Here is a 26,829-nt window from a genome sequence, read left to right on the forward strand (position 1 = left end):
GACTGTTGTTTCTTCACTGAGACGAAACATGCTCATTCCTAATCTGACCCCGTCACGCCAGCAACTGACGTTATTTCTGACGAGCCTGTTTCTCAGTGCTGCAGCCATGGGTGATGAGTCGTTCATCGTTGGCGTCGGCACTCACCTGCTCAATAAGAACGGTTCATCGGCCACCGCCATGAAATTGATCAGCGACGCTGGGATCGACTCGGTACGTGACGATGCCTATTGGTCGACGGCTGAACCCAGGCGTGGACAGTTACATATCGATCCGGCCTGGAAGACTTGGTTGAGCACAGCGCACGAACATCGATTACGCCCGCTGTTGGTACTGGGTTATGGCAACCCGTTTTACGCCAACAATGCAAAGCCCCGCGAGCCGCAAGTCAGGGCAGCCTTCGGCAACTATGCCAGTTTCGTCACTCGTAAGCTGAGGGGCCGCGTCGACTTTTTCGAGATCTGGAATGAGTGGGATTACGAGAATCCAGCCGATGCGGGTTCCTCAGCCGATTACATCGCCTTGGTTGATGAAACTGTGCGGCGCATTCGAGGGCAAACCCACCCTGTAAAAATCCTGGCGGGCGCGATCACCAGCAGAGGGATCGACCTGGGCTTCGCCGATCGTTTACTCGAAGCTGATGTGCTGTCCAAAGTGGATGGCCTGTCACTGCATCCGTCTGTGTATTGCCGTAATGTCGAACGCCATACCCCGGAGCACTGGATTGCCTGGCTGCGCGAGGTGGATGCAAGTTTCAGGTCGATTGCCGGCAAACCAGTGCCTTTGTACCTGACTGAAATGGGCTGGCCCAGCAACGAAGGCAAGTGCGGCGTGGATGAAAAAACCCAGGCCGCGTACCTCGCCCGCAGCTTCTTTCTGGTGCGCACCGTGCCGGACATCAAGGGCATGTGGTGGTACGACCTCCTCAATGACGGCGAAGACCGCAGCGACCTGAAACAGAATTTCGGCCTGCTTGAGCAAAACATGGCGATCAAGCCAGCCTATCTGACCCTCAAGGCAATCAGTCCAACGCTACGCGAATACAGTTATGAGCCGGAAAAAAGCCGAGTAAATGGCTCGACTTACCTCCTGCGTTTCTCCAAAGGCCCGGAACAGATACTGGTGGCCTGGAGCACAAACGAGAACCCGCAACAGATACACGTCGATGCCAGCAGCGTGCAGCGTGGCAATGTGCAGATCATTGACACCGACGAGCCCGAAAAGGGCCGTTTCGACAGCGGTATTGCCTGGCAATGCGACGACAGTCGCTGCTCGGCACAGCTCCCGCTAAACGGATTTCCTAAAATCATCAGTCTGGGCATCAAACCTCCGCTCTTTAGCCCGGTAAATTGCGCGCCCTTACGGCCATGGCCGGCAACTGACCCTGTTTTTGCCCTTCAAACTTCCCTTCAGGTCGCCTCCGATGATTGTGATCAATGCTCGTTTTCTCACTCAGGAACTGCGCGGTGTGCAGCGGTTCGCTGAGCAGACTTGCCTGGCACTCAAGCAGATGCGCGACGACGTGGTCTTTGTTGCCCCACACGGCATCAAAATGCACGAAAGCGCCAAGGTTCTAGAGGTGCAATGCATTGGCCGCAATAGCGGTCACCTCTGGGAACAACTGGACCTGCCGCTGTATCTGCGCCGCCAGGGCAACCCATTACTCGTATCGCTGTGCAGCACCGCGCCGCTGATGTATGGCAACCAGATTGCCACCCACCACGACATCACTTACGTGCGTCACCCAGAAAGCTACACCCGCGCATTTCGTACCCTGTATCGAGTGATGACCCCCATCCTGCTGATGCGAATCAAAGCGCTGCTGACCGTGAGCAATTTTTCAAAAGGGGAAATTTCACAGTTCTATAACTACCCCGAGAACAAGATTTTCGTGGTGCCCAATGCGGTCAGCGACGCCTTTCAACCGGGTCCGCCGCTCACCAATAAGCAGGACTATCTGCTGGCGGTGTCTTCACCCAGTGCGCATAAAAACTTCAGTCGCATGATCGAAGCATTCCTGACATTGCGTACTCAAGAAGATCTGCAATTACACATTGTCGGTGCGGCGAGCGAAATCTTTTCCGACCCCAGCCTGCAACGTCTGGCCAACAGCGACCCCCGCATCCGTTTTCTCGGCAGGCTCAGCGACGCAGAGCTGATCGCTCAATATCAGGGCGCAACAGCCTTCGTATTCCCCTCACTGTATGAGGGCTTCGGCATCCCGCCGCTGGAAGCGCAGGCCTGTGGTTGCCCGGTACTGGCAGCCAATGCCGCATCGATTCCCGAGGTGCTGCAAGCCAGCGCACTGTACTTCGACCCGGTGGACGTCGGCCATATCGCCTCGGCCATGGAGCGCATTCTTACCGATCTTCCGTTACGTCAATCTTTGCGCCGTCGCGGCTTGAACAACGTGACACGATTTTCCTGGGAGGACTCGGCCCGCCGCATTTCCCAGCGCATCGACGCCCTGCTCGCGCAACCCGGTAGCCCTGAACTGCCCCGGCAGACGGCGACGAAGCAGGCCGTTAACGAGAGCATTCCTGCGAAATCGTCTTCCAGCAAGTCTTGACGACGCCAAGACGCAGCCTGCCCGAGCCTGAACACGGGCTTGTGCACACACGAGAGAATCCAATGAAAATTGCTATCGTCCATGACTGGCTGGTGACCTACGCTGGCGCCGAGCGCGTGCTCGCTGCGCTGATAAAGGCCTGGCCGGAGGCTGATCTGTTCTCGGTGATCGATTTTCTCAGCGATCAGGATCGCGCCCATTTGGGTGGCAAGAAGGCTCAGACTACGTTCATCCAGAACCTGCCAAAAGCTAAAACCCATTATCAGAAATACTTGCCACTGATGCCGCTGGCCATCGAACAACTGGATCTGTCCGGTTATGACCTGATCATTTCCAGCAGCCACGCCGTGGCCAAAGGGGTGCTGAGCGGCCCCGATCAGGTGCACATCAGCTATGTCCATTCGCCGATCCGCTACGCCTGGGACTTGCAACACCAGTACCTGCTCGAAGCCGGACTGAACAAAGGCTTCAAAGGCAAGCTCGCGCGGATGGTTCTGCATTACATACGCATGTGGGATCAGCGCACCGCCGCCGGGGTCGATGACTTTATCGCCAACTCGTATTTCATTGGCCGGCGCATCTCCAAAGCCTATCGCCGCGAATCCACAGTGATCTACCCACCGGTGGACACCTTGGGATTCACCCTGCAAGAAACCAAACAGGAGTACTACCTGACGGCCTCGCGCATGGTGCCTTATAAGCGCATGCCGATGATCATCGAAGCGTTCGCGGCAATGCCGGACAAACGTCTGATCGTGATCGGCGATGGTCCGGAAATGGCAAAAGCACGCGCCATCCACGCGCCGAACGTGACCCTGCTGGGTTATCAACCGTTTGCCGTATTGCTCGAACACATGCGCAACGCCAAGGCCTTTGTCTTTGCCGCCGAGGAAGACTTCGGCATCAGCCCGGTAGAAGCGCAAGCCTGTGGCACCCCGGTGATCGCCTACGCCAAGGGTGGCGCCCTTGAAACCATCTGTGGCCTCGACCATCCCACGCCGACCGGCGTGTTCTATCACCAGCAGACGGTATCCGCACTGGTGGCGGCCATCGGCGAATTCGAAAACGCCAAGCCCCGGATCAGCGCCCAGGCCTGTCGCACCAACGCCGAACGTTTTTCCTGCGAGCGCTTCGAGCAAGAGATCAAAGACTTCGTCGAAGCACGCTTGAGCGCCGCGCACACCTCACGCCATCCTCGACCAGCGAGCGCAACGGCATCGACTCCGCCAGTGGCCATCGCCGATCACCATGCACGTGTAGTTCCGATCAAATCACTCTGAACGAGCACAGGTCATGAGCACACAATTTCGTGGCATTTTGCACGCTAACCAATCCCTGCTATCCGTCGCCCACCGCTTGCTCGATCTAACCGTCATCGTGCTCTGCGGTTATTGGCTGAACCGGATCGAAGGCTCACCCATGGGCGCCGAGCCGTGGATTCTGATCATGCTCTCGGTGCTGGTATTCCACTGGATCGGCGAGTATCACCAGCTCTATGGCTCTTGGCGCGGCGAACGCATTCTGCGCGAACTGACCAAAATCTTCAGTTATTGGTCGACGACATTCGTCATCCTGCTGACGGTGAATTACCTGCTGTTTAACCACGTCAGTGTGCCGGACAACGGTCAAATGGCCTGGTTCGCACTGGTGCTGGTGACCCTGTGCAGTTATCGACTATTGATCCGCAGCCTGTTGCACAGCTTACGGCGACGAGGCTTTAATACCCGCCGCGTGGCCATTGTCGGCACAGGGCAATGTGGCGAACGCTTGGCTACCTCGATTTCCAGCGCCCCCTGGATGGGCATGAACCTGCTCGGCTTCTACGATGAGGAACCTCAGCAGATGGATCTCACGGCCGTTGGCCGACGCGTGCCGGTACTGGGCAATCTGGAGCAACTGATCAACGATGCGCGCGAAGGTCGCATCGACAAGATTTACATCACCCTGGCGCTCGGTCAGCCGCACCTGTGCGAATTGGTCAAAGGCTTGAGCGACACCACCGCCTCGGTGTACCTGATCCCGGATATGTTCATGTTCGAGCTGCTGCACGCACGCAGTGAGAGCATCAATGGCCTGGCCAGTATCAGCATTTTCGATTCCCCCATGGACGGTGCCTGGAGCGTGGTCAAACGCGTGGAAGACATCGTGCTGTCCAGCCTGATTCTGTTGATGATCGCCTTACCCCTGGTATTGATTGCAATCGCAATCAAGCTCACATCGCCCGGTCCCGTGCTGTTTCGACAGCGTCGTTATGGACTGGATGGACGGCCGATCATGGTCTGGAAGTTTCGCAGCATGAGCGTGCAGGAAAACGGCGATAACGTCCGTCAGGCCACGCGCAACGATGCACGAATCACCCCCCTCGGCGCCTTCCTGCGTCGCACCTCGCTTGACGAGCTGCCGCAGTTTTTCAACGTGTTGCGCGGTGACATGTCCATCGTCGGCCCACGGCCTCATGCGGTGGCGCACAACGAGCAATACCGCAAGCAGGTCAGCGGTTACATGCTGCGGCACAAGGTCAAACCGGGAATCACCGGTTGGGCGCAGATCAATGGCTGGCGTGGCGAAACGGATACGCTGGACAAGATGCAAAAGCGCGTCGAATTCGACCTTGAATACATCGAACACTGGTCAGTCTGGCTGGACATAAAAATCATTCTGTTGACCCTGTTCAAAGGCTTTCTCAACAAAAACGCATTTTAAATAAATCATCTATCTTTTGTATCACCAGGCTCGTTGAGGAGGCGAACCGGGGCGTGCACGCTTGCAATAACGCGGTACCGGTGTTGGTAAGGGAAGCAATGAAATCACTGTGGTGCACCGTGCACCTTTCGGAAGGATAAAATATATGAAGCGAACCCTAGCTGTTGTGCTGCTTTCCAGCCTGATTTTGCAAGGCTGCGCATTTGCTCCCGGGCAGCATATGACGCCAGATGAAGTCGAAGACAATGGACCGGACGAACCTAAAGTCCACCTCGTGGCCATTACGCCCAAGAGCGTGCAGCAACAACATGTCGCAACCAAAACCTCAGTGCTGCCGCCGGAGCTGTTGAACTACCGTACTCCCGAATACGTGGTCGGCCCAGGCGACACCTTATTGGTGACTGTCTTCGAACACCCCGAATTGACAGCGCCAGGCTCGATGGATCAGCTCGATGCCAACAGTCGGGAAGTATTGAGCGACGGAACGGTGTTCTTCCCCTATGTCGGCAGGATCCAGGCCGCGGGCAAGACCGTTGCACAGATACGTGAACAGCTGAGGATGGGCTTGCTGCCGCAATACACCGAGGTCAAAGTCGACGTCAAAGTCTATCGTTACAACAGCCAGCGCATCGTGCTGTCAGGTGCGTTCAAGAACCCGGGGACGCAACCGATCACCAACGTCCCGCTGAGTCTGGTGCAGGCCATCAGCGCTGCCGGGGTGGATCTGACCGACGCCAACCTGGCGGGGTTGACCCTCAGTCGTGACGGTAAGGAGTACGTGCTCGATATCGACGCACTCAACCGCAAAGGGTCGCAACTGAGCAAAATCCTCCTCAAGAATGGCGACTACCTGCACTTGAACAGCAACTCGCAGAACAAGATCTATGTGTTGGGTGAAGTCATGCGCCCGCAAGTGATCTCTTTCGGCACAACCAGCCTGACACTGATGGAAGCCCTCGGTAATTCCGGCGGTCTTAGCCCGGACTCTGCCGACGGCAATGCGGTCTACGTGATTCGCGCGGCGGATAACGATGGCCAGGGCGCGACGGTCTACCACCTCAACGCAGTAAAACCGACCTCCTATGTGCTCGCGCGTCAATTTGAACTCGAGGCACAGGATGTGGTGTTTGTCGGTCCGGCCAATATCACCCGTTGGAACCGCTTCATCAGCAACTTGCTGCCATCGGCCAGCGTAGTCGCTACCGGTACCGCCTTCAAATAACTGAACCGCACTACACCCCTCCCCGCCTTCGACGAATGCGGGGTTTTTTTTGCCTGCGATTTGCGACTGACGACTGTTGCCACAGAAACAGTGAACCAACAGTTACGTGCCGATTGTGCAGTCACAACGACATATCGACGCGCCATGACATTCTGTAAAATCGTTTACTTTCAAAGCGTTGGAGAATTATTCAATGCTGGCATGCATGCTGCTTTGTACTGAGGTAACAGACCGAAGCCATCACCATGGCGGGCGACATTGACCCAAGGAAATACAACATGTTGGTAGTTTCTCTCTCAGGCAGCCCTGCCCTGAAATCCCGCTCCGGCGTGGTCCTGGAACATGCGCGTCATTGGCTGCAAGCCCACGATGTGAACGTCCAGGCCCTCAAAATTCGAGACTTTGCTGCGGAAGACCTGCTCTACGCGCACTTCGACAGCCCGCAGGTCATCGACTTTATCGAAGCGGTCAAACAGGCCGATGGCCTGTTAATCGGTACACCGGTGTACAAGGCGTCATTTTCCGGCGCCCTGAAAACCCTGCTCGATCTGCTGCCCGAGCGTTCGTTGCACGGCAAGGTTGTTCTGCCACTGGCCACCGGTGGCAGCATCGCGCACATGCTAGCGGTGGACTACGCCCTGAAACCGGTGCTCTCGGCGCTCAAGTGCCAGGAAGTACTGCACGGCATCTTCGCCATCGATACCCAGATCAGCTACAGCAACAATGAACAAGGTGGCGAACTCGACGATATCCTCACCGAGCGTCTGCATGAAGGGTTGGAACATTTCCATCATGGATTGCTGCGAAGGGTCCAGGCCCGGCACTCGCTGGCCGGCGGCCATTTGAAGCTGGCGTTGTGAACACCTATTAACCCTGACGATCAGGGTGAGCGACACTCTGCGCTGCATTCATCTCGCCGCGGTTGTCGAATTCATGGACGATCTGTGGCGAGTGGGTCAATTGGGCTTTTTTGGTCTGGTATTCGTCAAACGACAACCCGCGACGGTTCAAGTCTTCAAGCGCCAGTTCGCGAGTCTCTTCGGCGGTGTAGGGACGCAGCTCAGGAGAGTGGCTGGCACATCCGGAGAGAACGGCAGCGGTGAGCAACAGGGCAAGGGTCAGTAGGCGATTCATGGGCGTGTTCACAAGGCTCTTTTCGGAATGAGCCAAGGCTACTCGCCACCTCGGCCGAGTAGAAATCATCATGCTCGATAGTCGCTATCGATTCCCCTGTGTTCTCCACTCGTCCTCAGAAAGCCCGGCCACCCAAGCGCTCCTCTAGTGAAGCCGGGCCATTCCCGAGACTTGCTCCTGCGCACACCCGATCAACACCTCACGCAAGGCCTGGGCCGCCGTCGAGAGCGTGTGATCAGCCAGCATCATCAAGCCGATACGCCGTTCAATACGCGGTTCGATCAGCGCGATGCAATGCGCGCCCAGCTCTCGCATTTGCTGCACGCACAACGACGGTACGGCGCTGACCCCAAGCCCATTGGCGACCATACGACCGATAGTCGCCAACTGATGACTTTCAAACGCGACCGACAGCTTGCCATGCTGCGCCTGCAGGGCTTGCTCCAGCAACAAACGCACGGCGGATGGCCGCTGCAATGCGATGAAGTCTTCCTGCAACAGCTCACTCCAGGTCACCTCCTCACGCTCGGCCAACGGCGAATCCACAGGCACCACTGCGACGAAACGGTCCATATAAAACGGGGTGAACAGCAGAGAATTGCTCGATTCTGGCTCAAAACCGATACCCAACTCCACCCGGCGATGACGCACCATCTCAAGCACTTGCTCGTTAATCACGTCATGCACCGCGACGTTGACCCGTGGGTAGCGATCACGAAACACCTTGAGTGCGCTCGGCAGCCAGTTACCGGCGAATGACGGCATTGCTGCGATCGACACTTTGCCCAACTGCAAGGTAAAGCGCTGGCGCAGCAACTCTTCGGTGTTGTCCCAATCCGCCAGCAACTGACGCGCCAGCGGCAACAGGGTTTCACCCTCCGGTGTGAGGCTGACGCTGCGCGTCGTGCGACTGAACAGCGGCCCACCCAAGTCCTCTTCCAGGCTTTTGATGGTCAGGCTCAACGCTGGCTGGGAAAGATGCAGCCGCTCCCCCGCCTGGGCGAAGCTCAGGCATTGCGAGACTGCCAGAAAAGCCCTGAGCTGTTTGACGTTCATATATTTAGCTTTCTTATCAATCCATCAGAAAAACAAAATTAACAAATCATTACAGGCAAGGGAAGATGCACTGAACGCTCTCCGACAGCCTGCTTGTCGGTCTACAACTACAAAAGAAAAGGCGGATCATTATGGCTGGGCTCGACAAACGAGTGGCAACGTACGAAGAAGCGCTGGATGGGCTAACCGATAACATGACGGTTCTGTCTGGTGGTTTCGGCCTGTGTGGCATCCCTGAAAATCTGATCGCGGAAATAAAGCGCCGTGGCGTCAAAGGCCTTACGGTTGTTTCCAACAATTGCGGCGTCGACGGCTTTGGTCTCGGTGTGCTGCTCGAAGACCACCAGATCCGCAAAATGGTCGCGTCTTATGTTGGCGAGAACGCGCTGTTCGAACGCCAGCTGCTCAGCGGCGAGCTGGAAGTCGAACTGACCCCGCAAGGCACCCTGGCTGAAAAACTTCGCGCAGGCGGTGCTGGCATCCCCGCGTTCTACACCGCCACCGGCTACGGGACTCCCGTCGCTGAAGGCAAGGAAACCCGCCAGTTCAACGGGCGTCACGTGATCCTTGAAGAAGCGATCACCGGCGATTTTGCTATCGTCAAAGGCTGGAAAGCCGACCATTTCGGCAACGTGGTGTACCGCAACACGGCGCAGAACTTTAACCCTGTGGTCGCCACCGCCGGCAGAATCACCGTGGTCGAAGTCGAAGAAATCGTCGAGCCAGGCGAATTGCTACCCAGCGAGATTCACACCCCCGGTATCTATGTTGATCGCGTGATCCTGGGCACCTTCGAGAAACGCATCGAACAGCGCACCGTCAAGAAGGCCTGAGGCCGTTCTTTCGCTGCACTCAAAGAGTCTTCTCGTCCAGAGCACTCTCGTTCCGAACAATAAGAGAACCTGACCATGGCACTTTCCCGCGAACAAATGGCACAGCGCGTCGCACGCGAACTGAAAGATGGTTTTTACGTCAATCTCGGCATCGGCATTCCGACCCTGGTCGCCAACTACGTGCCCACTGATATCGACGTGATGCTGCAGTCGGAAAACGGCCTGCTCGGCATGGGTGAGTTTCCGACCGAAGAAACCATCGATGCCGACATGATCAACGCTGGCAAACAAACAGTGACCGCCCGCAAAGGCGCATCGATTTTCTCCTCGGCTGAATCCTTCGCCATGATCCGTGGCGGTCATGTGGACCTCACCGTGCTGGGGGCTTTCGAAGTCGACGTCGAGGGCAACATCGCCTCCTGGATGATCCCCGGCAAACTGGTCAAAGGCATGGGTGGCGCGATGGACCTGGTGGCCGGTGCCGACAACATCATCGTCACCATGACCCACGCCTCCAAAGACGGTGAATCCAAACTGCTGACACGTTGCAGCCTGCCGCTGACCGGTGCCGGTTGCATCCGCAAAGTGCTGACCGACCTCGCTTACCTGGAAATCGCCGACGGCGCATTCATCCTGCGCGAGCGCGCGCCGGGGGTCAGCATCGAAGAAATCATCGCGAAGACCGCCGGCAAATTGATCGTGCCGGACGATGTCGTGGAAATGAGTTTCTGACAGTGACGCGGCGTCTGGCCGATTGCTTTCGCGAAGACGTCAGCCCTCACACCAAAATAGTCGAGAGGTCACCAAACGATGCCTCCACGCTGTGCCATTCTGCCCCTTCAATGATTGAAGGGGTTTGTTGTTTTGTAGCTTCACCGCTTTGCGCGTGCTCTAAAAAAACGGGCTAGCCCCTTAGCCCCTCAATAATAAATTCAAAAAAGGTAGGACCCATGGCCGCCCATATCGAAGACAGCCGCTATGCCCGCTTTGCCCTGCGTTGCGCCAATTGGGCCGAACGCTGGTTCCCTGACTCCTGGGTGTTTGCCGTGTTGGCCGTGGTTATCGTGGCCGTTGCGACCATGGCCATGGGCGCCAAACCGACTGAGGCCGCCACCGCGTTTGGCGACGGTTTCTGGAGCCTGATTCCGTTCACCATGCAGATGGCTTTCGTGGTGATCGGTGGATACGTAGTGGCCAGCTCGCCACCCGCCGTACGCCTGATCGACCGCTTGGCGCGCATCCCGAAGAACGGGCGCTCGGCAGTGGCCTGGGTAGCACTGATCTCCATGGTTGCCTCCTTGCTGAACTGGGGGTTGTCGCTGGTGTTTGGCGGCCTGCTGGTTCGCGCGCTGGCGCGGCGCACCGATTTGCGCATGGACTATCGTGCCGCCGGTGCGGCGGCTTATCTGGGCCTGGGTGCGGTGTGGGCGCTGGGACTTTCGTCTTCGGCCGCGCAACTGCAAGCCAACCCGGCCAGCCTGCCACCGTCGATCCTGGCGATTACCGGCATGATCCCCTTCACCCAAACCATCTTCCTCTGGCAGTCTGGCGTCATGCTCGCGATCCTGATCGTGGTCTCGCTGATCATCGCCTACGCCACCGCGCCCGGCCCTTCCAGCGCCAAGGATGCGGCAGCCTGCGGTGTCGATCCGAGCTTCAGTCTGCCAGCAATTCCCAAGCGCTCACGCCCTGGTGAGTGGCTTGAGTACAGCCCGATACTGATCATCCTGTTGGTGCTGCTGGCTGCTGGCTGGTTGTTCCATGAGTTCTCGACTAAACCGGCAATCACCGCCATTTCCGGGCTGAACACTTATAACTTTCTGTTCATCATGACCGGCGCCCTCCTGCACTGGCGACCGCGCAGCTTCCTCGATGCGGTGTCTCGCGCAGTGCCAACCACCACGGGCGTATTGATCCAGTTCCCGCTCTACGGTTCGATTGCGGCACTGATGACCACGGTCAAAGGCAGCGATGCGCAAACCCTGGCCCACCACATTTCGACCTTCTTCACCCAGATCGCCTCGCACGATACTTATGCGCTGCTGATGGGCGTGTACTCGGCGGTGCTGGGCTTCTTTATTCCATCGGGTGGCGGCAAGTGGATCATCGAAGCGCCTTACGTGATGCAAGTTGCCAATGACCTGAAATACCATCTGGGCTGGGCAGTGCAGATCTACAACGCGGCCGAAGCGCTGCCGAACCTGATCAACCCGTTCTACATGCTGCCGCTGCTGGGCGTTCTGGGTCTGAAAGCACGTGACCTGATCGGCTTCTCGTTTGTGCAGTTGCTGGTCCATGCCCCTCTGGTGCTGTTCATGCTGTGGGCGTTGGGCACCACACTGACGTATCTACCGCCGGTCATGCCGTGAGCCATTGGCCACTTCTTGCCGATGCAAGAGGTGGCCTTCAAGACGGCGCCTACGCAGCCTTCGCAGTGTGGTTAGAAGCCATTCTGTGCGTTTGCCTGGCTACGCGAGAAACGGATCACGTGCGCAGTGTGAACCCGTGGGGCAGAAGCTGAGCGATGGAGTAACTTTCCTCCTCGCCAACAATAAAAATCTCCGCATCGGGGGCCAGTTCCTGAATCCACTGTCGGCAGGCGCCGCAGGGCATTTTTTCGTTGAGGGGGGAGTCGTTGGCGGCGCTCACACAGGCAATCGCGATGGCAGCAATGTTTTGCTCCCCCGCCATTCGCGCACTGGCCAGGGCCACGCGTTCTGCACAGATGCCCAACCCATAACTGGCATTTTCGATGTTGGCGCCGCGATAAATCACTCCTGACGCGCCAAGTACCGCAGCGCCCACGTGAAACTTCGAATACGGCGCATACGCTTGATCGGCGGCCGAGACGGCTTCATCCGACAGGCGCGTTCGACGCTCGGCGGCGCTATGCGTCTTTAGCGGTTTCTTCGTCATTCGAGATGATCCTTCCGATTGAATTAGCCAGGGCTTCCAGCATGTTCCTCGCATTTTCATTGATGACACCCTTCTTGCACCAGTCGAGCTCTTCCATGCCGCGAACGGAGTCGCAGGTCAATGTGCCGATGACTGACAATGGGGCTTTCCTGGACCAGACGGGTGCCGAAATAATTGATTTTCCGGCGAAGGGCGCATGCACGAACAGCCTTGCCAGTTCTGCCGTCAACAGCGGATCGGGTTCTGACGGCTCACCGCAGATGACCCGCTGTTCATGGAACGCTTTGACATTGATAAACCACCTCCTGATCGACTCCCAATCCAGCGGAATCGCCCGGTAGTCCCAGGGTTCGGTTTCAGCCTTCCAGTATTTAGGCACCAGACAACGTTGGGCAGGGAGGTCTTTGCCGGGCCTGGTCTTCTCCCACAGGTGAACGATGATCCTCAAGTCCCTGGAGGTGATGGGCGTGTTGGCATTGGCGATGAAAAAGTGAACGCCTAAATCAAGAAGCTCATAAATAATTCGCTTCTTGGCCCGCGAAACGTTCAGGTTGTACCCACACTGAATCCCCAGCAGGACGATCGCCACGCCCATCAACAGGTGTTTCCGGTCGGACATGGGCTCGGGTGCCGTGAAGTAGTTGACCCATAAACTCACCAGCACCGCGATAGCAAAGGCGAGTATCAGGTTGATCGCGACGGGGTGCTGTTTCAACCAACGCATCGTCAGATTCTCCACGGTTCTAATGAGGATCGGGCAACCTCTCTGAAACCGTCCGACAGGTTTCGACAGCACAATGAGCATAGCCAAGATTCAACCCGCGCATTCCTCCGCCATTCACAGACTCCCTGCGCCTGGCGGATGCCTTTACAATCAAGCCCTCTGATTTGAAGTGAACCCACATGGACATCGACCTGGCTCGGACCTTTGTAGAGATCGCGCGGTACGGCAGCCTTGTCGCTGCCGCCGAACGACTGCATGTCACGCAGACGGCCATTACGGCCCGCGTGCAGAAGCTTGAGAGTCATCTCAACTGCACGCTGTTCATCCGCAACCGGGCCGGCGCTAAATTGACGGCAGATGGCGAAGCGTTCGTGGTGTATGCCAATCAACTGGTGCAGACCTGGGAAGCGGCGCGCCGGGACCTTCCTCTGCCTGAAGGCTACCGCAATGTGCTGCACATCGGTGGTGAAGTCAGTTTGTGCAACCCGCTGATGCTGAGCTGGGTGCAACAGATGCGCGAAAAAATTCCGACCCATGCCTTGCGTGCAGAGATAGGGGACGGCAAGCAACTGTTGCAGCAACTGGAGCTGGGGGTACTGGATGCGGCGCTGGTCTATCAGCCCACTTACTGGCCGGGCCTGCAGGTTGAGCAACTGCTGGAAGAGAAACTGATTCAGGTGCGCCTGGCATCCAACCCGGAGCCCTACGTGTATGTCGACTGGGGCGATGACTTCCGCAAGCAACATGATGCGGCACTTCCAGACCAGGCCAAAGCGGCGATCGGCTTCAACCTGGGGCCCTTGGCGCTGCAATACATTCTTGAAAATGGCGGTGCCGGTTACTTCCGTACGCGGGTGGTCCAGAGTTATCTGGACAGCGGCGTGTTCGAGCGCGTGCCAAAGGCGCCAGAGTTCACCTACCCCACCTATCTGGTCTATTCGCGTGATCGTGACTCAGCGGTATTGCAGTCGGCTTTCGAGCTGTTGCGAGACATCGTCAAAGCAGACAGTGATTGGTCGCAACGCTGGGACCCGATCATCTAGTTATCCAAGATGCATGATCAAATCCCGATGAAGCGCTGCAATCAGATCGGTCTGGGTCACGATGCCGACCAACTCTCCCTTCTCGATGACGGGCAGGCAGTGCAGCCCCGATCCTGATAACAGCGGAATCAGTTCGACGACATGCGCATTGCCGCTGACACAGGTGACCGGGCGGGTCATCACGTGCTCCAGCACCCTGCCGCGGCGCAGGCCCAATCGGCCCAATACCCCCAATCGCCTGGTATTGCGCGAATGCCCAAGCAAATCAATCAAGCTGACAATGCCGACAAGACGCCGCCCCTTATCCAGAACCGGCAACGTCTTGAGGTGTTGCGATGTCAGCATATTCAGCGCCTGCTCGACCGACGTCTCCGGGGTGGCGCACTGTAAGTCACGCGACATGATCTGAGACGCCGTGATATCGCCCATGCTGCGCCGCAACGCGTACTTTTCAGTGGCACGCACGATCTCTTCGAGTTCTTCATGTGTCACATCGACAAACTCGCCGATGTCGGCCAACGCCAGGTCCAGGTCCGCAGAGGTGATACCGACTCGTTCTTGTGGGGCTGGATCGTCAGTAGCGCGCACAGCCATCACAACGTGCAGTTTGGGATATCGCACGCCCGTGATGTTGTTGTAGAGCAACGCCGCAATCAGCAGGCAAATCGCATTGAGCATGACAGGGTAAAACACCTGAAGGCCCATCCCGGAGAGCTCGGTATCCGCCAACACCAGACACAAGGCCAACGCAGCGCCCGGGGGGTGCAAGCACCGCAACACACACATCGCGCCCAAGGACAGACCAACGGCCAAGGCGGCGCTTAGCGGCGAGTAGCCGAAATAATGAGTGATAATCAACGCCACAGCCGTTGAGGTCAGATAACCGCCGATCACCGGCCAGGGCTGTGCCAGCGCCCCGGAAGAAACGGCAAACAGGATAACGGCCGACGCCGCCACAGGCCCCATCAAATGCAATGCTACTGAACTGCCAAAAACTTCGCGGCAGATCAGCGTGCAGATCAGCAACCCGAGAAAACTTCCAACGCTTGCCCTCAGCCATTCCTTGGGACGCGTATTCATTGCGGCTGGCGCAAAACGACCAAGCCAACCCATAAAACTGTAACGTTGCATAATCAAAACCAGAATTTAAAAGGCGCCCCCACAAAAGTGAGAGAGCCTCGTATCAGCGCGACGATACTAAAAAATATTCATCCCTGGACAGGGAAACGGTTCGCATCTCTTGTCGTCAATCAAACCACGGCCGCAATCGGATACTGGGCGTTGCGCTCGCCTGCTCGCACAGTGCGCCAGGTGTTGTAGGCCATCAGCAGCATCCCGACAGCGAAGGTCGAACCGCCGATAAGCCGCACAACGTAGCCTGGGTGACTGGCTTGTAGCGTTTCGACGAAGGAGTAAGTCAGTGTCCCGTCATCGTTGATCGCACGCCACATCAAGCCCTGAGTGATGCCATTGACCCACATCGACGCGATGTACAGAACAGTACCGATGGTCGCCAGCCAGAAGTGCACGTTGATCAGCCCCACGCTATGCATTTGCTCGCGGCCATACAGTTTGGGGATCATGTGGTACAGCGTCCCGATGCTGATCATGGCAACCCAACCGAGGGCGCCAGCGTGTACGTGGCCGATGGTCCAGTCGGTGTAATGAGAAAGCGCATTGACGGTTTTGATAGCCATCATCGGTCCTTCAAAGGTCGACATGCCGTAGAACGCCAGAGACACAACAAGGAACCGCAAAATCGGGTCGGTACGCAACTTATGCCAGGCGCCCGATAAGGTCATCATGCCGTTGATCATGCCGCCCCAGCTTGGCGCCAGCAGAATCATCGACATCGCCATGCCCAGCGACTGAGCCCAGTCTGGCAGCGCGGTGTAATGCAAATGGTGCGGACCCGCCCAGATGTACAGGGTAATGATCGACCAGAAATGCACGATGGATAACCGATAGGAGTAAATCGGCCGCTCGGCCTGTTTCGGCACGAAGTAATACATCATGCCCAAAAAGCCGACAGACAAAATAAAGCCCACAACACTATGCCCATACCACCACTGGACCATTGCATCAGTCGCGCCGGAATAGACCGAATAAGACTTCAGCAAACTGACCGGAACCGAAAGGTGGTTGATCACATGCACCATGCCCGTCACCACGATGAAAGCACCGTAAAACCAGTTACCGACATAAATATGCTTAACGGTGCGGCGGGCGATAGTGCCGAAAAACAAATAGGCATACGCCACCCAGATGACGGCCACCGCTATCGCAATAGGCCACTCCATCTCAGCGTATTCTTTAGACGTGGTGTATCCCAGCGGGTAAGTAATCAACAGCGCCACAATAATGGCTTGCCAGCCCCAGAACACAACGTTGGCCAGCCTGTCGGAGATCAATCGAACCCGGCAGGTGCGCTGAACCACATACAATGACGTTGCAAATAATGCACCGCCACCAAATGCAAAAATCACCAGATTGGTATGAACAGGCCGCAAACGACCAAATGTGGTCCATGGCAAATTCAAGTTCAGCTCAGGCCAGACTAACTGCGCCGCCAGAACCACGCCCATCGCCATGCCAAGTATTCCCCAGAGCAGGGTCATTAACGTGAAGCGGCGAACGACGTCGTAATTATAGGAAGCGTTTATATCGGGAGCATTGACACGGGCCATAATTATTCCATTACAAGCACACTGAGTGACTCACACTGATCGCCGAAAAAAAGACACGTGGGTGCCTTGAATTCAAGCGTCAGAACTCAATGAAGCAAGCGCTCAAGACAGCGGGGATGGAGACATTAAGCAGTGAGCGCCAGCAGTTTGCCGATCAGCGGCAGGCTGGGCAATGTCAAATTAATGATGTTTGACTTCACTTTTATTGAGGTTACTTGCGTTACACCTGTTGTTCACTTGAGGTGTGAGCCTGCATAACACACAGGAGAACTTTGCGGCCCCTGCTTGTCCAGTTCTTCTTCAAGCCATTCCATCAGCACGACTGCATTGTTATGCGCAGTGTCTTTCGCCGAATAGACGAGTGTCAGCGTGCCTTGCCGGGCAGGCTCGAGCAATCGCCACCAATGTTCCGGATGCGCCGTCAGTTCCTGGCGATACCCCGTACAAAAATCCGTGAAGTTCATCGCGCCACTTTTGAAGGCCTTTCTCAACGGGGTGGTCGGGCCCGTGTCAGGCAACCACGCGTTGAGGACCAAGTGATCTTTGCGCATGTTTCTTGGCCAAAGGCGATCGACCAATACCCGATAACCATCTGCGGGGGACGCCGGGTCATAAGCGCGCTTGCATTGAATCATGGCCTTCTCCTTTTACCGACGGGCTGAGTATAGTTGGGACATAACCAAGGCTCTCTGCCGCTAGTGGGCCGCCGCTGGCGAAGGCAGGCCCGTAACAGGGTCACAACGTTAACGCTCGATTCAACTGCGCACTGGCGTCAGCACCGGTTGCCCGGAAAAGTACGCCAGCAGATTGTCCGCCACCAACTGAACAGTACCCTGCAAAGCTTCCGGAGAGAGTCCTGCGACATGAGGGGTGAGCACCACGCTGCTCAACGCCTTGAGCGCGTCCGGCACGTGCGGTTCATCATCGAAGACATCCAGCGCGGCGCCAGCGATACGATTTTGTTCAAGCGCCTCGATCAGGTCCGCCGTCGAGATGACGCTGGCACGCGCGATGTTGACGATAAAACCGTGAGGCCCCAGGGCATCCAGTACCTGTTTGTCGACCAACTGCCGAGTCCCTGCACCGCCCGGTGTCGCGACGATAAAAAAGTCCGAGGCGCTCGCCAGTTCGACCGGGCTTGCGCAATAAGCATAAGGCACATCACTGCGGGGCTGGCGATTGTGATAACTCACGGACATGTCAAAACCCAGGGCGGCACGTTTGGCGATCGCCATGCCCACAGCACCCAGCCCAAGAATACCGAGGCGCTTGCCGGCCAGCGAAGGACGCATGACTTTACGCCATTCGCCACGCCGCACCGATGCATCGGCACGCGGGATATCACGCACCAGCGACAGCAACAACGCCAGCGCGTGGTCGGCGACCGAGGGCGCATTGACCCCGGCACCGTTTGTCACCGTAATATTCCGAGCCTTGGCGGCCTCAAGGTCGACATGCTCATAACCGGCACCGATCACGCAGATGATTTCCAGATGCGGCAGCGCGGCGATTTCATCCGCATAAAAACCTAACGGACCGCGGGTCAACACCGCATTGATCTGCGCGCCGTGCGCCTCAATGGCTTTTTTACGTTCGGCCGGGCTCGTCGCCAGAATCAGCTTGAAACCATTGCTTTCGAGTATCGACAAATAGTCGTGAATGGTTTCAACCAGCACCAGAACAGTCGTCGTCATACGCCCCTCCACTCCAGAGTCCAAGGTCAGATCACCCAAAATCAGTCTGATGACTATGCCGTCTATCAGGCCCGCCCGTCACGTGGCAAACGGCGGTCGCCCCCGCAAAATGATACAAGGGCATGGGCCATGTAAACTTGCCCACCCGTAAAGCCCTTAGGGACCCCTGTGATGGCCACTCGTTTGACCTTGATCTGCCATGCCCGGACACTCGCACAGAAGCTCGCACGCTTTCCGCTGGACGAGCCTGTCGAACTGGATTGGCAGGCTACCGGGCATTCGCTGGCCAACCGTTTCAAGCCTTCCGTGCAGTTAATCAGCGCACCCGAGACCCGCGCCCGGCAAACCGCTCACCTGTTCGGGTCGCAGATGGATATCGTCCGCGAGCTGCGCGATTGTGATTTTGGACGCTGGCAAGGCAAGCGCATCAAAGACCTCCAGGCGCATGAGCCCGAAGCACTCCAGGACTGGTCTGCAGACAGCGCTTCAACTGCGCACGGCGGCGAATCGGTGGCTGAGGTCTGCACCCGCGTCGGCGCATGGCTCGACACCCTGCGCACACCGGGACACTGGGTAGCGATCACCCACCCCTTCGTGATCCGCGCCGCCATCCTGCATGCCCTGCAATGCCCACCGGCAGCGTTTAACGCAATCGACATCGAGCCGTTATCGGCGACCGAGCTACGGTTCAATGGGCGGTGGCGGTTACGGATGCAGGAAGGGGTTTTGTGAGGATTTGAGAGCGGGTGCAAAAGGCGCCTGAGACGCCCTTATGAATATGATGTCAGGCCCGAAACCAGACGACTCGATGCGGGTCAGATCTGGTTCCGAGGAACGGAGCGAAGGAACTGTTTGCCGTCTTCGTCGTAAATGAAATAAACACGCTTCTGTGACCACACGTACTTGTCATGCATCGAGTACAGCCCGACATCCACTGTTTCCAGATTCTGATCAACGTTTATTTCGTAAAGCAGCTCGGCGTCAGTGAACGTGCGGATACAGCTCGAAAAAAATACGCCCGGCTCGCGCTTCGCTATGTTGAGCTCCAAAAAAGTCTTTACCGTCATCTCCATGCCGAGACAATCCCTCGTTAAAAAATTGGCGCCATTTTAACCGTGACCGAGCGGTTCCGGGAATACCTGTCAGTCGCCGAATCGCTGCCATAGTGACCGACGGCTCACTCACCATTTCGTCATCGACGACTTGCTACAGTGCAGCAGCGACAGCTTGATTGCTCTCGCTGATGGTTGCTGTTAATGCTTGAGACTTGGGAGGCCTCGATTTTTCGGGGCCGGCATGGCGATCAAGAAGGTCGTGAATGATCCGTGCAGAAAGGAAAATCAGACATGTTGAAAGGTATTCCACGAGCGGTCGGGCTCATTACACTGTTGGCGAGCGCGCTGGTGATGAGTGAATCCACACTCGCGATTGAACCGCCGGGCAAGGCACTCGCCGCCAAAATCGGTGTGCCCTGGCCTGCGATTATTGCGCACAGGGGGGCCTCGTTTGATGCGCCAGAGGAAACCATTCCGGCTTACATGCTGGCTCGGGAGTTGGGGGCCGATTATCTGGAAATGGATATTCAGCGCACCAGGGACGGAGTTCTGATCGCCCTGCATGACGACACCCTCAGACGCACCACCAACATCGCGCAGGTCTACCCGGACCGCATCACGCAACCTGTGAGCAGCTTCACGCTGGCGGAGCTCAAACAACTGGACGCTGGTTCCTGGTTCAATACCGCCTTCCCCGCCAGAGCCCGCAGCAGTTACGTCGGTTTGAAAATACTGACCCTGGACGAAGTCATCGATATCGCCGAGGGCGGTGAGAACAAACCGGGGCTGTATATCGAGACCAAGGTTCCCGCCCAGTTTCCCGGCATAGAAGAAGACCTTAAAAATGCCCTGGCCAAACGCGGCTGGCTCGATCAACGACCCGAAGCCGCCAAGGGCCGGGTGAATGTCGCGCACATGCCTGGCCGCGTAGTGTTGCAGACCTTCGAAAAACCGAGCCTCGAACTGCTGCAAAAAAGCATGCCGCAGGTGCCGAAAGTGCTGTTGTTGTGGTTAGGGGATGGCTACATCCAAGCCAGTTCGGACGCCACGTTCAAGACCTCTGGGGCCAAAGACAAGGCCAGCTTCTATGCCGGGCAAGACGTGAAGTCCGAAGCAGAGTTCGCAGCGTGGATGGCGTGGGCCAAAGCTCACGGCGCAATCGGCATTGGACCTTCATCAGCGCTCAAAGACGGTGGTGATCAAAGCTACATGGACCTGGTCAAGCCGTGGATGAACCGCATGGCCCATGACAAAGGCCTGATAATCCATCCCTACACCGTTGATGACGAAGTGGATTTCAAAGCGCTCAGCGCCCGCGGAGTCGACGGTTTCTTCACCAACCGCGCGGCACAACTGCTGGCGTTCTACGGGCGTCCGTCGGCAGAAAGCCTGGACACCCTTCTCCGTCGAAACGGCTATTGAGCGTATTTCACCCGTGCTGAAAGCAAGGCTTCGTTATCGGCTCAAGGCAGGCGCTAACGAAGCCTTGCTGTACAGCCTGCTTATAGCGGTATCACGCAGGACTCATCGCCGCCATACCGCCCTGCCAGATCAGCCGTCCTCAGGTTTTGTTTGAGTACCGTGCTCAATTGAGCTCACGACCTGACGCGTATCGGTGAGAACGCATCGGAACGGAATTAAACATCCAGCTGAAAAGTCATGGTTTGATTTCTGCCTGCTTTTTTCGCGGCATACAATGCAGAATCAGCTCTTTTTATCAGTGCTTCAATAGTGTTGTATTCACTGGGTACGCAGGAGTAACAGCCAAGGCTGACGGTGACGACACCCGCGGGGTTATCAACATGCGGTATGTGCCTGGCGAGAATCGCGAGCCTTATTTTTTCAGCCAGCGCATAAGCACCTTGAGTGTCATTGTCCGGCAAAAATATCGCCATCTCTTCACCACCATAACGAACAGCCAGGTCACCTGCACGATTCAAACAACTGCGGATCGCGTCAGCAACCGCAGCAATGCAATGGTCACCGGCATAGTGACCATAGGCGTCGTTAAAACTTTTGAAAAAATCGATATCCAGCATGATCAGGCTCAAGGTCGTCTTTTTCCGCCCACTGCGACGAAACTCGAGATTGAGGACTCTTTCGAAATGCCGTCTGTTGGATAACCCGGTCAGGCTGTCCTGCAAGGCCAGCTTCTCCAGGGAATCCTGAGCCACGCGCATCTTCGCTTCGGCTTGCAAGCCAAAGCGAATCTGTCGGACGAGTAGAACGCCGAATAAAATATTGGCCAATACGGCGATGACAATCACGACGACTGATTTAAGCGCGTTCTGTCGCCATTCATCGAACAGTGACTCTTCCGAGATGGCAGCAGCGACGACCAAGGGATATTTCCCCAGCTGCCTGTACCCGTAGAGCCGGGTGACTTTATCCACAATGGACGTCACCATGGCCGTGCCTGAAGTGGATTTTGACAGGTATTCGGTGAACACCTGCCCTTTAGCGATGGACGCTCCAATCACGTCGTCGGTGAAGGGACGTCGAGCTAACAGAGTGCCATCCGTCATTGCCAGAAAAATAGCGCCTTGACGATCAATGTTGAAACCTTCAAAAAACCGGTCGAAATACTTCATGTTCAGCGTGGCCAATACAACGCCGTCGAACTGGCCGTGCGTGTCATTCAACCTTCTTGAAACCGGTATGACCCAATCGTTAGTCGTTCGACTACGAATCGCCTTGCCTATGTGCGGACCCAGATTGTCGTTCTGCTGGTGATACTGGAAGTATTCGCGATCAGCATTATTGGCGTTTTCCGGCTTGGTCGCAAAAGAGGTCAGGCGCCATGCCCCCGTACGATCATAAAAAAACAAACCCTGTAATTGTTCAGTTTCAACGACGTGCTGCACCAGAAGATGATGAAGGCGATCAATCTGGGCCGGTCCCAAGCCATCATTCTGCAGACGCTCAACAAGATCGGCCAATATGACGTCTGCTTCATCAAACGTATCTTCAGCTTGCTGAGCCAGTGACTTGGACAGGTTCGATGTCGCGACGCGGGCCTGTTCAAACTCATGGTCTTTGGCATGTTTCAACTGCCATAAATTAAAACCCACAATCGACACGCACACCAAAAAAACAGCAAAGATTGCCAGCCACAATACCGGGACTCTTTTAACCGGTCGTATTAACGCTTCCTCGCCATCGTCATGTTGGGATATCAATAACTTCATCCTGTTTTTAGAGGCCGCAAGCGTACACCACCTTATACCGCAATAGCGCTTTTAGACTCTAAAGTGACTAAAACGCGCCCGTTACAGGGCATCGTCATCACCTTTTTGGGGTGACCCCGTACTCCGATTCACGCAATTGGATAACCATTCAGTACTTTTTTTTGCGCTCACCCTATCGACCGGCTTTGTGCGAGAGGCAAAGAGCAAACCATTTTCCTGACACTCTGGTGTAAGCTCCCGGGCTATCTGGCTAACGCTTCGAGAGGCTTATGCGCTCCACTTTCAGACGTTCCACCCTGCCCACGCTTCGTGGTTTTGCCTTGGCAGCCGATGCCATCACGATGTTGCCCCACGCCGCCGACTACCGACGCTGCCTGCTGGAGAAAATTGCTGCAGCAACGCAGCGGATCTACGTGGTTGCCCTGTACCTGCAACAGGATGAAGCCGGTCAGGAAATCCTCGACGCCTTGTACGCAGCCAAAGTGGCGCGGCCGACACTGGATGTCGTGGTGCTGGTGGACTGGTTTCGCGCACAACGAGGGTTGATCGGTGCCGGCAAGCAACCCGGTAATTCCGCGTGGTATCAGGCGCAGAACCTGGAGCATGATGTAGAAGTGCCGGTGTATGGCGTGCCTGTGCAGACTCGAGAACTGTTCGGGGTGCTGCACCTCAAGGGCATCGTGATCGATGACTGCGTGATCTACAGCGGCGCCAGCATCAACAACGTCTACCTGCACAAGTTCGACAAATACCGCCTTGATCGCTATCACCTGTTGCAGAACAAGGCCCTGGCCGACTCGATGCAACACATGGTGCGTAACGATGTACTCACGTCCAAAGCCGTGCACCGCCTGGACCTGCCCTCGCCCCCCACCTCTCGCAGTTTGCGGGGTGAAATCCGGGCCTTCAGGAGCCATCTCAAACGCACGTCATACGACACCTCAAACGGCAGCGAAGACACCGGAGGCCTGCGCGTCATACCCCTACTGGGTGTAGGCAACAAGAACCCGCTTAGTCGCACTATTTGCGAGTTGATCGCGGCCAGCCAGACACAACTGACGCTGTGCACGCCGTATTTCAATCTGCCGGTGACCGTGACCCGGGAAATCAATCGCGCCCTCAAACGCGGCGTGACCATCGATATCATCATCGGCGACAAGACGGCCAATGACTTTTTCATCCCGGCCGACGAGCCCTTTAAAGTCATCGCCGCACTGCCTTATCTCTACGAAATCAGCTTGCGCCGCTTCGCACAAAAGCATCAGCAAGCCATCGCCAAGCACCAGTTGAATCTGCACCTGTGGAAAGACGGCGACAACACGTTCCACCTGAAGGGCCTCTGGGCCGACCAGCGTTACACCTTGCTGACGGGCAACAACCTCAACCCGCGAGCCTTCCAGCTGGATCTGGAAAATGCCCTGCTGATCGACGATCCCAAGTCCGAGTGGACTGCACGCCGTGACGTAGAAGTTACTCAACTGATGCGCAATACCCTGCGGGTCGGCAAGTACGACGAACTGGACACGCTCAGCGAATACCCGGTCGCCGTGCGCACGTTTCTGCGTCGGGTCAGTCGGGTTCGCATCGAGCGTTTGTTGTACCGCATCCTCTGATTGCAACGTTCGATGATCGCGTAGAGCAGCCAACACCTGTGAGCCCACGACAGGGCTCAGTGACCGAGCAGGGCCGGATCAGTTTCGCTCGGAGGCGCCTCGAAGCGGCTGGCCCACTCACCCAACTGGCTCAAGCGAATATCCAGTTCGTTGAGCAGTCGCGCGGTCGTCTCACGAACTTCCCGACCATTAAACAAGCCTGGCTCTTTGGTGTAGAGCTTATAACGCTGATTGATCTCGGCCGGACCCAGGACCTTCCACATCGCCTTGGCATTGTGGTTGACCAGTGCCACCAGCATCCCGTTGGGGCTGTCGTCAGCGTTGCAGAAGATCAGCGAAACAACCTGGCCCTTGCGCATGGGGATGTTGCTGTCGAACAGATAGATAGGCTTTTCGACCCCGTCCGGCAGCCGTATCCAGAATTCATGGGCCGTGTTGGTTGTAGCGTTGACGAAGGAGTGGCTGGACACATTCATGCTCACCGAGCCGGTCCCTTGCCAAAGAAACCCGCCACCTGTGCCACTGAGCGAATGGCTGGCAGACATCCTCACCTCAGAACGCTTGTCAGACGCCAGTACTTCGCCCGTGATGCACATGAAGTTCAACGCGCGACCGTAATGGTTGAATTTCTCGTCGATGAACGCCAGTGACCGCGGGGTAAGGGTCATCAAGTACATGGTCCTTACGTACTCAGCGTGAGCCACCTTGTCGTTTCGGGCTTTCTCTTGCAGAACCGCACGTTGAACCTTGGCTTCTTCAAGTGCCTTGATCGCCTGCGCCTTAATGATCGGCGATTTTTCCTGGGCATAAGCGCTGGCTTTTGCAGACGCCTGCTTGATCACGGGAGCGGCCTTGTCAGCCATTTCAACAGCGGCCTTCTTGCCTTTCTCCATCAACTCGGACGTGCGAGCGAGCAGATCAGGAGAGGCCTCATTGATCTTGTTCTTGATTTTGTCCAGGAAACTGCTCACGTACGTACCCTCTCTTTCCATTGAATGGACCGATGGTATGGCAAATGGCCTGTAGCGAATAGCAGCGATCCGGACAGAAACCGCTGGCTGGCAAGACATACCCATGCGCCTGCCAGCCAGCAAGGCATTTCCTGACCGTTCAGGACAGGACGCTAGCTCTTCAAGGCATCGTAAGCTTCGAGTGCGTGCAGCGAGAAGATATACGCGGCACCGGCATTCAACGAAATGGCCGTGGCGAGCGCGGCGGCCACTTCCTCGCGACTGGCACCGGCCTTGATCGCCGCTTCAGCGTGCGCACCGATACATCCGTCGCAGCGGGTGGTGATGGCCACGGCCAGGGAAATCAACTCCCGGGTCTTGGCGTCCAGCACGTTGTTCTCAGCGGATGCTTCATCCAGCGCCTGGTAAGCGCTGACCATTTTCGGATTGGATTTAGCTAATAAACCAAAGCTTTTCTTGATGGTGGCAACGAGATCAGACCAATTGAGGAACATTCTGGTATCTCCTTTTTGAGCCGGGCATAGGCTGCGACGGCAACCCAGACAGTATTGACCAACAGCCCTGAGCGAGCGTCGGCGCCACGCTCAACTTCCGCTCCGGCGGTCGCAAACTCCATCGATAAACGCTTCGCGCCACCGGCCTGTCATTGCGTCTGGCAGGGAACGTCTTGCGGTGCCAATTCGAATCCAACCGGCATTCCGACGATAAATCCACCAAACAAGCCCGCAACTATTAACCCGACATTGCCAAAATCTATTACTACGGCCCACAAAATAAAGCGTGACTCGATGCACATTCGGCGCGGAGCGTAGTAATTTTTTATGACCATTTATATCAATATGATATTTATTTACCCATTCGGATCATACGTCAGCACGCTCTGCACTTGACCTCAGTGCTCTGCTCGCAAGCAGCAATCCAATTTGCTCAGGATTTGATACGCCAAACGAACCCGGTGCTCGTTGGGATAATTTTTGTTGGCCAGGATCACAATGCCGAGCTTCTTCGCCGGAATGAAGGCAACGTAGGCTCCAAACCCGCTGGTTGAGCCCGTCTTGTTTACCCAGACCGCCTGTTGCGGGGGCTGGGGCGGGGTCAGCTCGGTGGTCGCCTGACTCTCATAAGCCATCTTGTCAGAGTTACCTTCCAGTAGCGTATCGAGCTTCACCGGATAGCCATACTGCTCCCAGATCAGGTCCTGGGTCATCGGCCCAACCTGGAAGTAACCTATATGGGTATCAGCGATCGCGCGCTTAAGCGTGGCGTCTGTCTGGGCAGGGTTCAGGTTAGCCTCGACGAAGCGAATCAAGTCCTGGACGCTGGTTTTCACTCCGTAGGCTTCGTCGGCAAGCACGCCAGGGCTAAGCCTGACTGGAGCGTCCTGTTTGTTATAGCCCTGTGCATAGAGCGACATCTTGTTCGA

General features: G+C 56.5%; 26 protein-coding genes. 13 read left to right on the forward strand and 13 right to left on the reverse strand.

The genetic code is table 11. The features are described 5' to 3' along the window. Positions 1–28 precede the first annotated feature (28 nt). The 6 genes from K0F75_RS08025 (at position 29) to ssuE (ending at position 7,352) form a co-directional block, all read left to right on the forward strand. The gene (locus K0F75_RS08025; protein ID WP_219061344.1) at positions 29–1,483 is read left to right on the forward strand and encodes a hypothetical protein; all 1,455 of its coding nucleotides are present in this window, start codon (positions 29–31) and stop codon (positions 1,481–1,483) included. Beyond that, positions 1,422–2,567 (forward strand): glycosyltransferase family 1 protein, encoded by a 1,146-nt coding sequence (locus tag K0F75_RS08030; RefSeq protein ID WP_219061345.1) that lies wholly within the window; start codon positions 1,422–1,424, stop codon positions 2,565–2,567. The genes K0F75_RS08025 and K0F75_RS08030 overlap by 62 nt, the downstream gene beginning before the upstream one ends. 62 nt (positions 2,568–2,629) lie before the next feature. After that, complete coding sequence (locus K0F75_RS08035; protein WP_219061346.1) at positions 2,630–3,847, forward strand: glycosyltransferase family 4 protein; 1,218 nt, start codon at positions 2,630–2,632, stop codon at positions 3,845–3,847. 13 nt (positions 3,848–3,860) lie between these two features. Next, positions 3,861–5,270 (forward strand): undecaprenyl-phosphate glucose phosphotransferase, encoded by a 1,410-nt coding sequence (locus K0F75_RS08040; protein ID WP_219061347.1) that lies wholly within the window; start codon positions 3,861–3,863, stop codon positions 5,268–5,270. 145 nt (positions 5,271–5,415) lie between these two features. Then, positions 5,416–6,492 (forward strand): polysaccharide biosynthesis/export family protein, encoded by a 1,077-nt coding sequence (locus K0F75_RS08045; RefSeq protein WP_219061348.1) that lies wholly within the window; start codon positions 5,416–5,418, stop codon positions 6,490–6,492. A gap of 278 nt (positions 6,493–6,770) precedes the next feature. Beyond that, entirely contained in the window at positions 6,771–7,352 is a 582-nt protein-coding gene (gene ssuE, locus K0F75_RS08050; RefSeq protein WP_219061349.1) for an NADPH-dependent FMN reductase, read from the forward strand. A gap of 7 nt (positions 7,353–7,359) precedes the next feature. Here ssuE and K0F75_RS08055 read toward each other — a convergent pair whose 3' ends face one another. Both K0F75_RS08055 and K0F75_RS08060 read right to left on the reverse strand, forming a co-directional pair. Next, complete coding sequence (locus K0F75_RS08055; protein WP_219061350.1) at positions 7,360–7,626, reverse strand: hypothetical protein; 267 nt, start codon at positions 7,624–7,626, stop codon at positions 7,360–7,362. 144 nt (positions 7,627–7,770) lie between these two features. Beyond that, positions 7,771–8,682: a LysR family transcriptional regulator gene (locus K0F75_RS08060; protein ID WP_219061351.1), complete on the reverse strand. Its 912-nt coding sequence runs from the start codon at positions 8,680–8,682 to the stop codon at positions 7,771–7,773. Between the two features lie 131 nt (positions 8,683–8,813). Between K0F75_RS08060 and K0F75_RS08065 the strand changes: the two genes are divergently transcribed. The 3 genes from K0F75_RS08065 (at position 8,814) to K0F75_RS08075 (ending at position 11,884) form a co-directional block, all read left to right on the forward strand. After that, positions 8,814–9,515: a CoA transferase subunit A gene (locus K0F75_RS08065; protein ID WP_219061352.1), complete on the forward strand. Its 702-nt coding sequence runs from the start codon at positions 8,814–8,816 to the stop codon at positions 9,513–9,515. A 75-nt stretch (positions 9,516–9,590) separates the two neighbouring features. After that, positions 9,591–10,247, forward strand: coding sequence for a CoA transferase subunit B (locus tag K0F75_RS08070; RefSeq protein ID WP_219061353.1), 657 nt, complete (start codon positions 9,591–9,593; stop codon positions 10,245–10,247). 218 nt (positions 10,248–10,465) lie between these two features. Further along, positions 10,466–11,884 (forward strand): short-chain fatty acid transporter, encoded by a 1,419-nt coding sequence (locus tag K0F75_RS08075; protein WP_219061354.1) that lies wholly within the window; start codon positions 10,466–10,468, stop codon positions 11,882–11,884. Between the two features lie 115 nt (positions 11,885–11,999). Here K0F75_RS08075 and cdd read toward each other — a convergent pair whose 3' ends face one another. Both cdd and K0F75_RS08085 read right to left on the reverse strand, forming a co-directional pair. Continuing rightward, positions 12,000–12,431, reverse strand: coding sequence for a cytidine deaminase (gene cdd, locus K0F75_RS08080; protein WP_219061355.1), 432 nt, complete (start codon positions 12,429–12,431; stop codon positions 12,000–12,002). Further along, positions 12,403–13,236, reverse strand: coding sequence for a hypothetical protein (locus K0F75_RS08085; RefSeq protein ID WP_219061356.1), 834 nt, complete (start codon positions 13,234–13,236; stop codon positions 12,403–12,405). Before K0F75_RS08085 ends, cdd begins: the two co-directional genes overlap by 29 nt. Before the next feature lie 98 nt (positions 13,237–13,334). Between K0F75_RS08085 and K0F75_RS08090 the strand changes: the two genes are divergently transcribed. Next, positions 13,335–14,198 (forward strand): LysR family transcriptional regulator, encoded by an 864-nt coding sequence (locus K0F75_RS08090; protein WP_219061357.1) that lies wholly within the window; start codon positions 13,335–13,337, stop codon positions 14,196–14,198. Here K0F75_RS08090 and K0F75_RS08095 read toward each other — a convergent pair whose 3' ends face one another. The 4 genes from K0F75_RS08095 to K0F75_RS08110 all read right to left on the reverse strand — a co-directional run bounded on the left by K0F75_RS08095 (position 14,199) and on the right by K0F75_RS08110 (position 18,579). Then, on the reverse strand, positions 14,199–15,329 hold the full coding sequence (locus K0F75_RS08095) for an HPP family protein (protein ID WP_219061358.1): 1,131 nt from the start codon (positions 15,327–15,329) through the stop codon (positions 14,199–14,201). Positions 15,330–15,448: 119 nt separating this feature from the next. Further along, positions 15,449–16,885 (reverse strand): cytochrome-c oxidase, cbb3-type subunit I, encoded by a 1,437-nt coding sequence (ccoN, locus tag K0F75_RS08100; RefSeq protein WP_219061359.1) that lies wholly within the window; start codon positions 16,883–16,885, stop codon positions 15,449–15,451. A gap of 233 nt (positions 16,886–17,118) precedes the next feature. After that, the gene (locus K0F75_RS08105) at positions 17,119–17,520 is read right to left on the reverse strand and encodes a DUF488 domain-containing protein (protein ID WP_219061360.1); all 402 of its coding nucleotides are present in this window, start codon (positions 17,518–17,520) and stop codon (positions 17,119–17,121) included. A gap of 120 nt (positions 17,521–17,640) precedes the next feature. Then, positions 17,641–18,579: a 2-hydroxyacid dehydrogenase gene (locus K0F75_RS08110; protein WP_219061361.1), complete on the reverse strand. Its 939-nt coding sequence runs from the start codon at positions 18,577–18,579 to the stop codon at positions 17,641–17,643. Between the two features lie 168 nt (positions 18,580–18,747). On the opposite strand from K0F75_RS08110, the gene K0F75_RS08115 reads away from it, so the two are divergent. Then, positions 18,748–19,311 carry a histidine phosphatase family protein gene (locus tag K0F75_RS08115; RefSeq protein WP_219061362.1) on the forward strand — a complete coding sequence of 188 codons (564 nt, stop codon included), beginning with the start codon at positions 18,748–18,750 and terminating at the stop codon, positions 19,309–19,311. Positions 19,312–19,394: 83 nt separating this feature from the next. Here K0F75_RS08115 and K0F75_RS08120 read toward each other — a convergent pair whose 3' ends face one another. Beyond that, positions 19,395–19,652, reverse strand: coding sequence for a hypothetical protein (locus tag K0F75_RS08120; RefSeq protein WP_219061363.1), 258 nt, complete (start codon positions 19,650–19,652; stop codon positions 19,395–19,397). A gap of 333 nt (positions 19,653–19,985) precedes the next feature. On the opposite strand from K0F75_RS08120, the gene K0F75_RS08125 reads away from it, so the two are divergent. Beyond that, positions 19,986–21,056 carry a glycerophosphodiester phosphodiesterase gene (locus tag K0F75_RS08125; protein WP_257604290.1) on the forward strand — a complete coding sequence of 357 codons (1,071 nt, stop codon included), beginning with the start codon at positions 19,986–19,988 and terminating at the stop codon, positions 21,054–21,056. Positions 21,057–21,271: 215 nt separating this feature from the next. Here K0F75_RS08125 and K0F75_RS08130 read toward each other — a convergent pair whose 3' ends face one another. Then, positions 21,272–22,822, reverse strand: a complete 1,551-nt coding sequence (locus K0F75_RS08130) for a sensor domain-containing diguanylate cyclase (RefSeq protein WP_219061365.1) — start codon at positions 22,820–22,822, stop codon at positions 21,272–21,274. 269 nt (positions 22,823–23,091) lie between these two features. On the opposite strand from K0F75_RS08130, the gene pssA reads away from it, so the two are divergent. After that, on the forward strand, positions 23,092–24,435 hold the full coding sequence (gene pssA / locus K0F75_RS08135; RefSeq protein ID WP_219061366.1) for a CDP-diacylglycerol--serine O-phosphatidyltransferase: 1,344 nt from the start codon (positions 23,092–23,094) through the stop codon (positions 24,433–24,435). A 56-nt stretch (positions 24,436–24,491) separates the two neighbouring features. Here pssA and K0F75_RS08140 read toward each other — a convergent pair whose 3' ends face one another. The 3 genes from K0F75_RS08140 to K0F75_RS25635 all read right to left on the reverse strand — a co-directional run. After that, entirely contained in the window at positions 24,492–25,406 is a 915-nt protein-coding gene (locus K0F75_RS08140; protein WP_219061367.1) for a hypothetical protein, read from the reverse strand. A 152-nt stretch (positions 25,407–25,558) separates the two neighbouring features. After that, positions 25,559–25,900 (reverse strand): carboxymuconolactone decarboxylase family protein, encoded by a 342-nt coding sequence (locus tag K0F75_RS08145; protein WP_219061368.1) that lies wholly within the window; start codon positions 25,898–25,900, stop codon positions 25,559–25,561. Positions 25,901–26,298: 398 nt separating this feature from the next. Next, positions 26,299–26,829, reverse strand: a 531-nt coding sequence (locus K0F75_RS25635) for a serine hydrolase (RefSeq protein WP_257604282.1), incomplete at its 5' end; no start/stop codon positions are given.

The organism is Pseudomonas sp. UMAB-08 (assembly GCF_900095225.1).
GTDB lineage: Bacteria > Pseudomonadota > Gammaproteobacteria > Pseudomonadales > Pseudomonadaceae > Aquipseudomonas.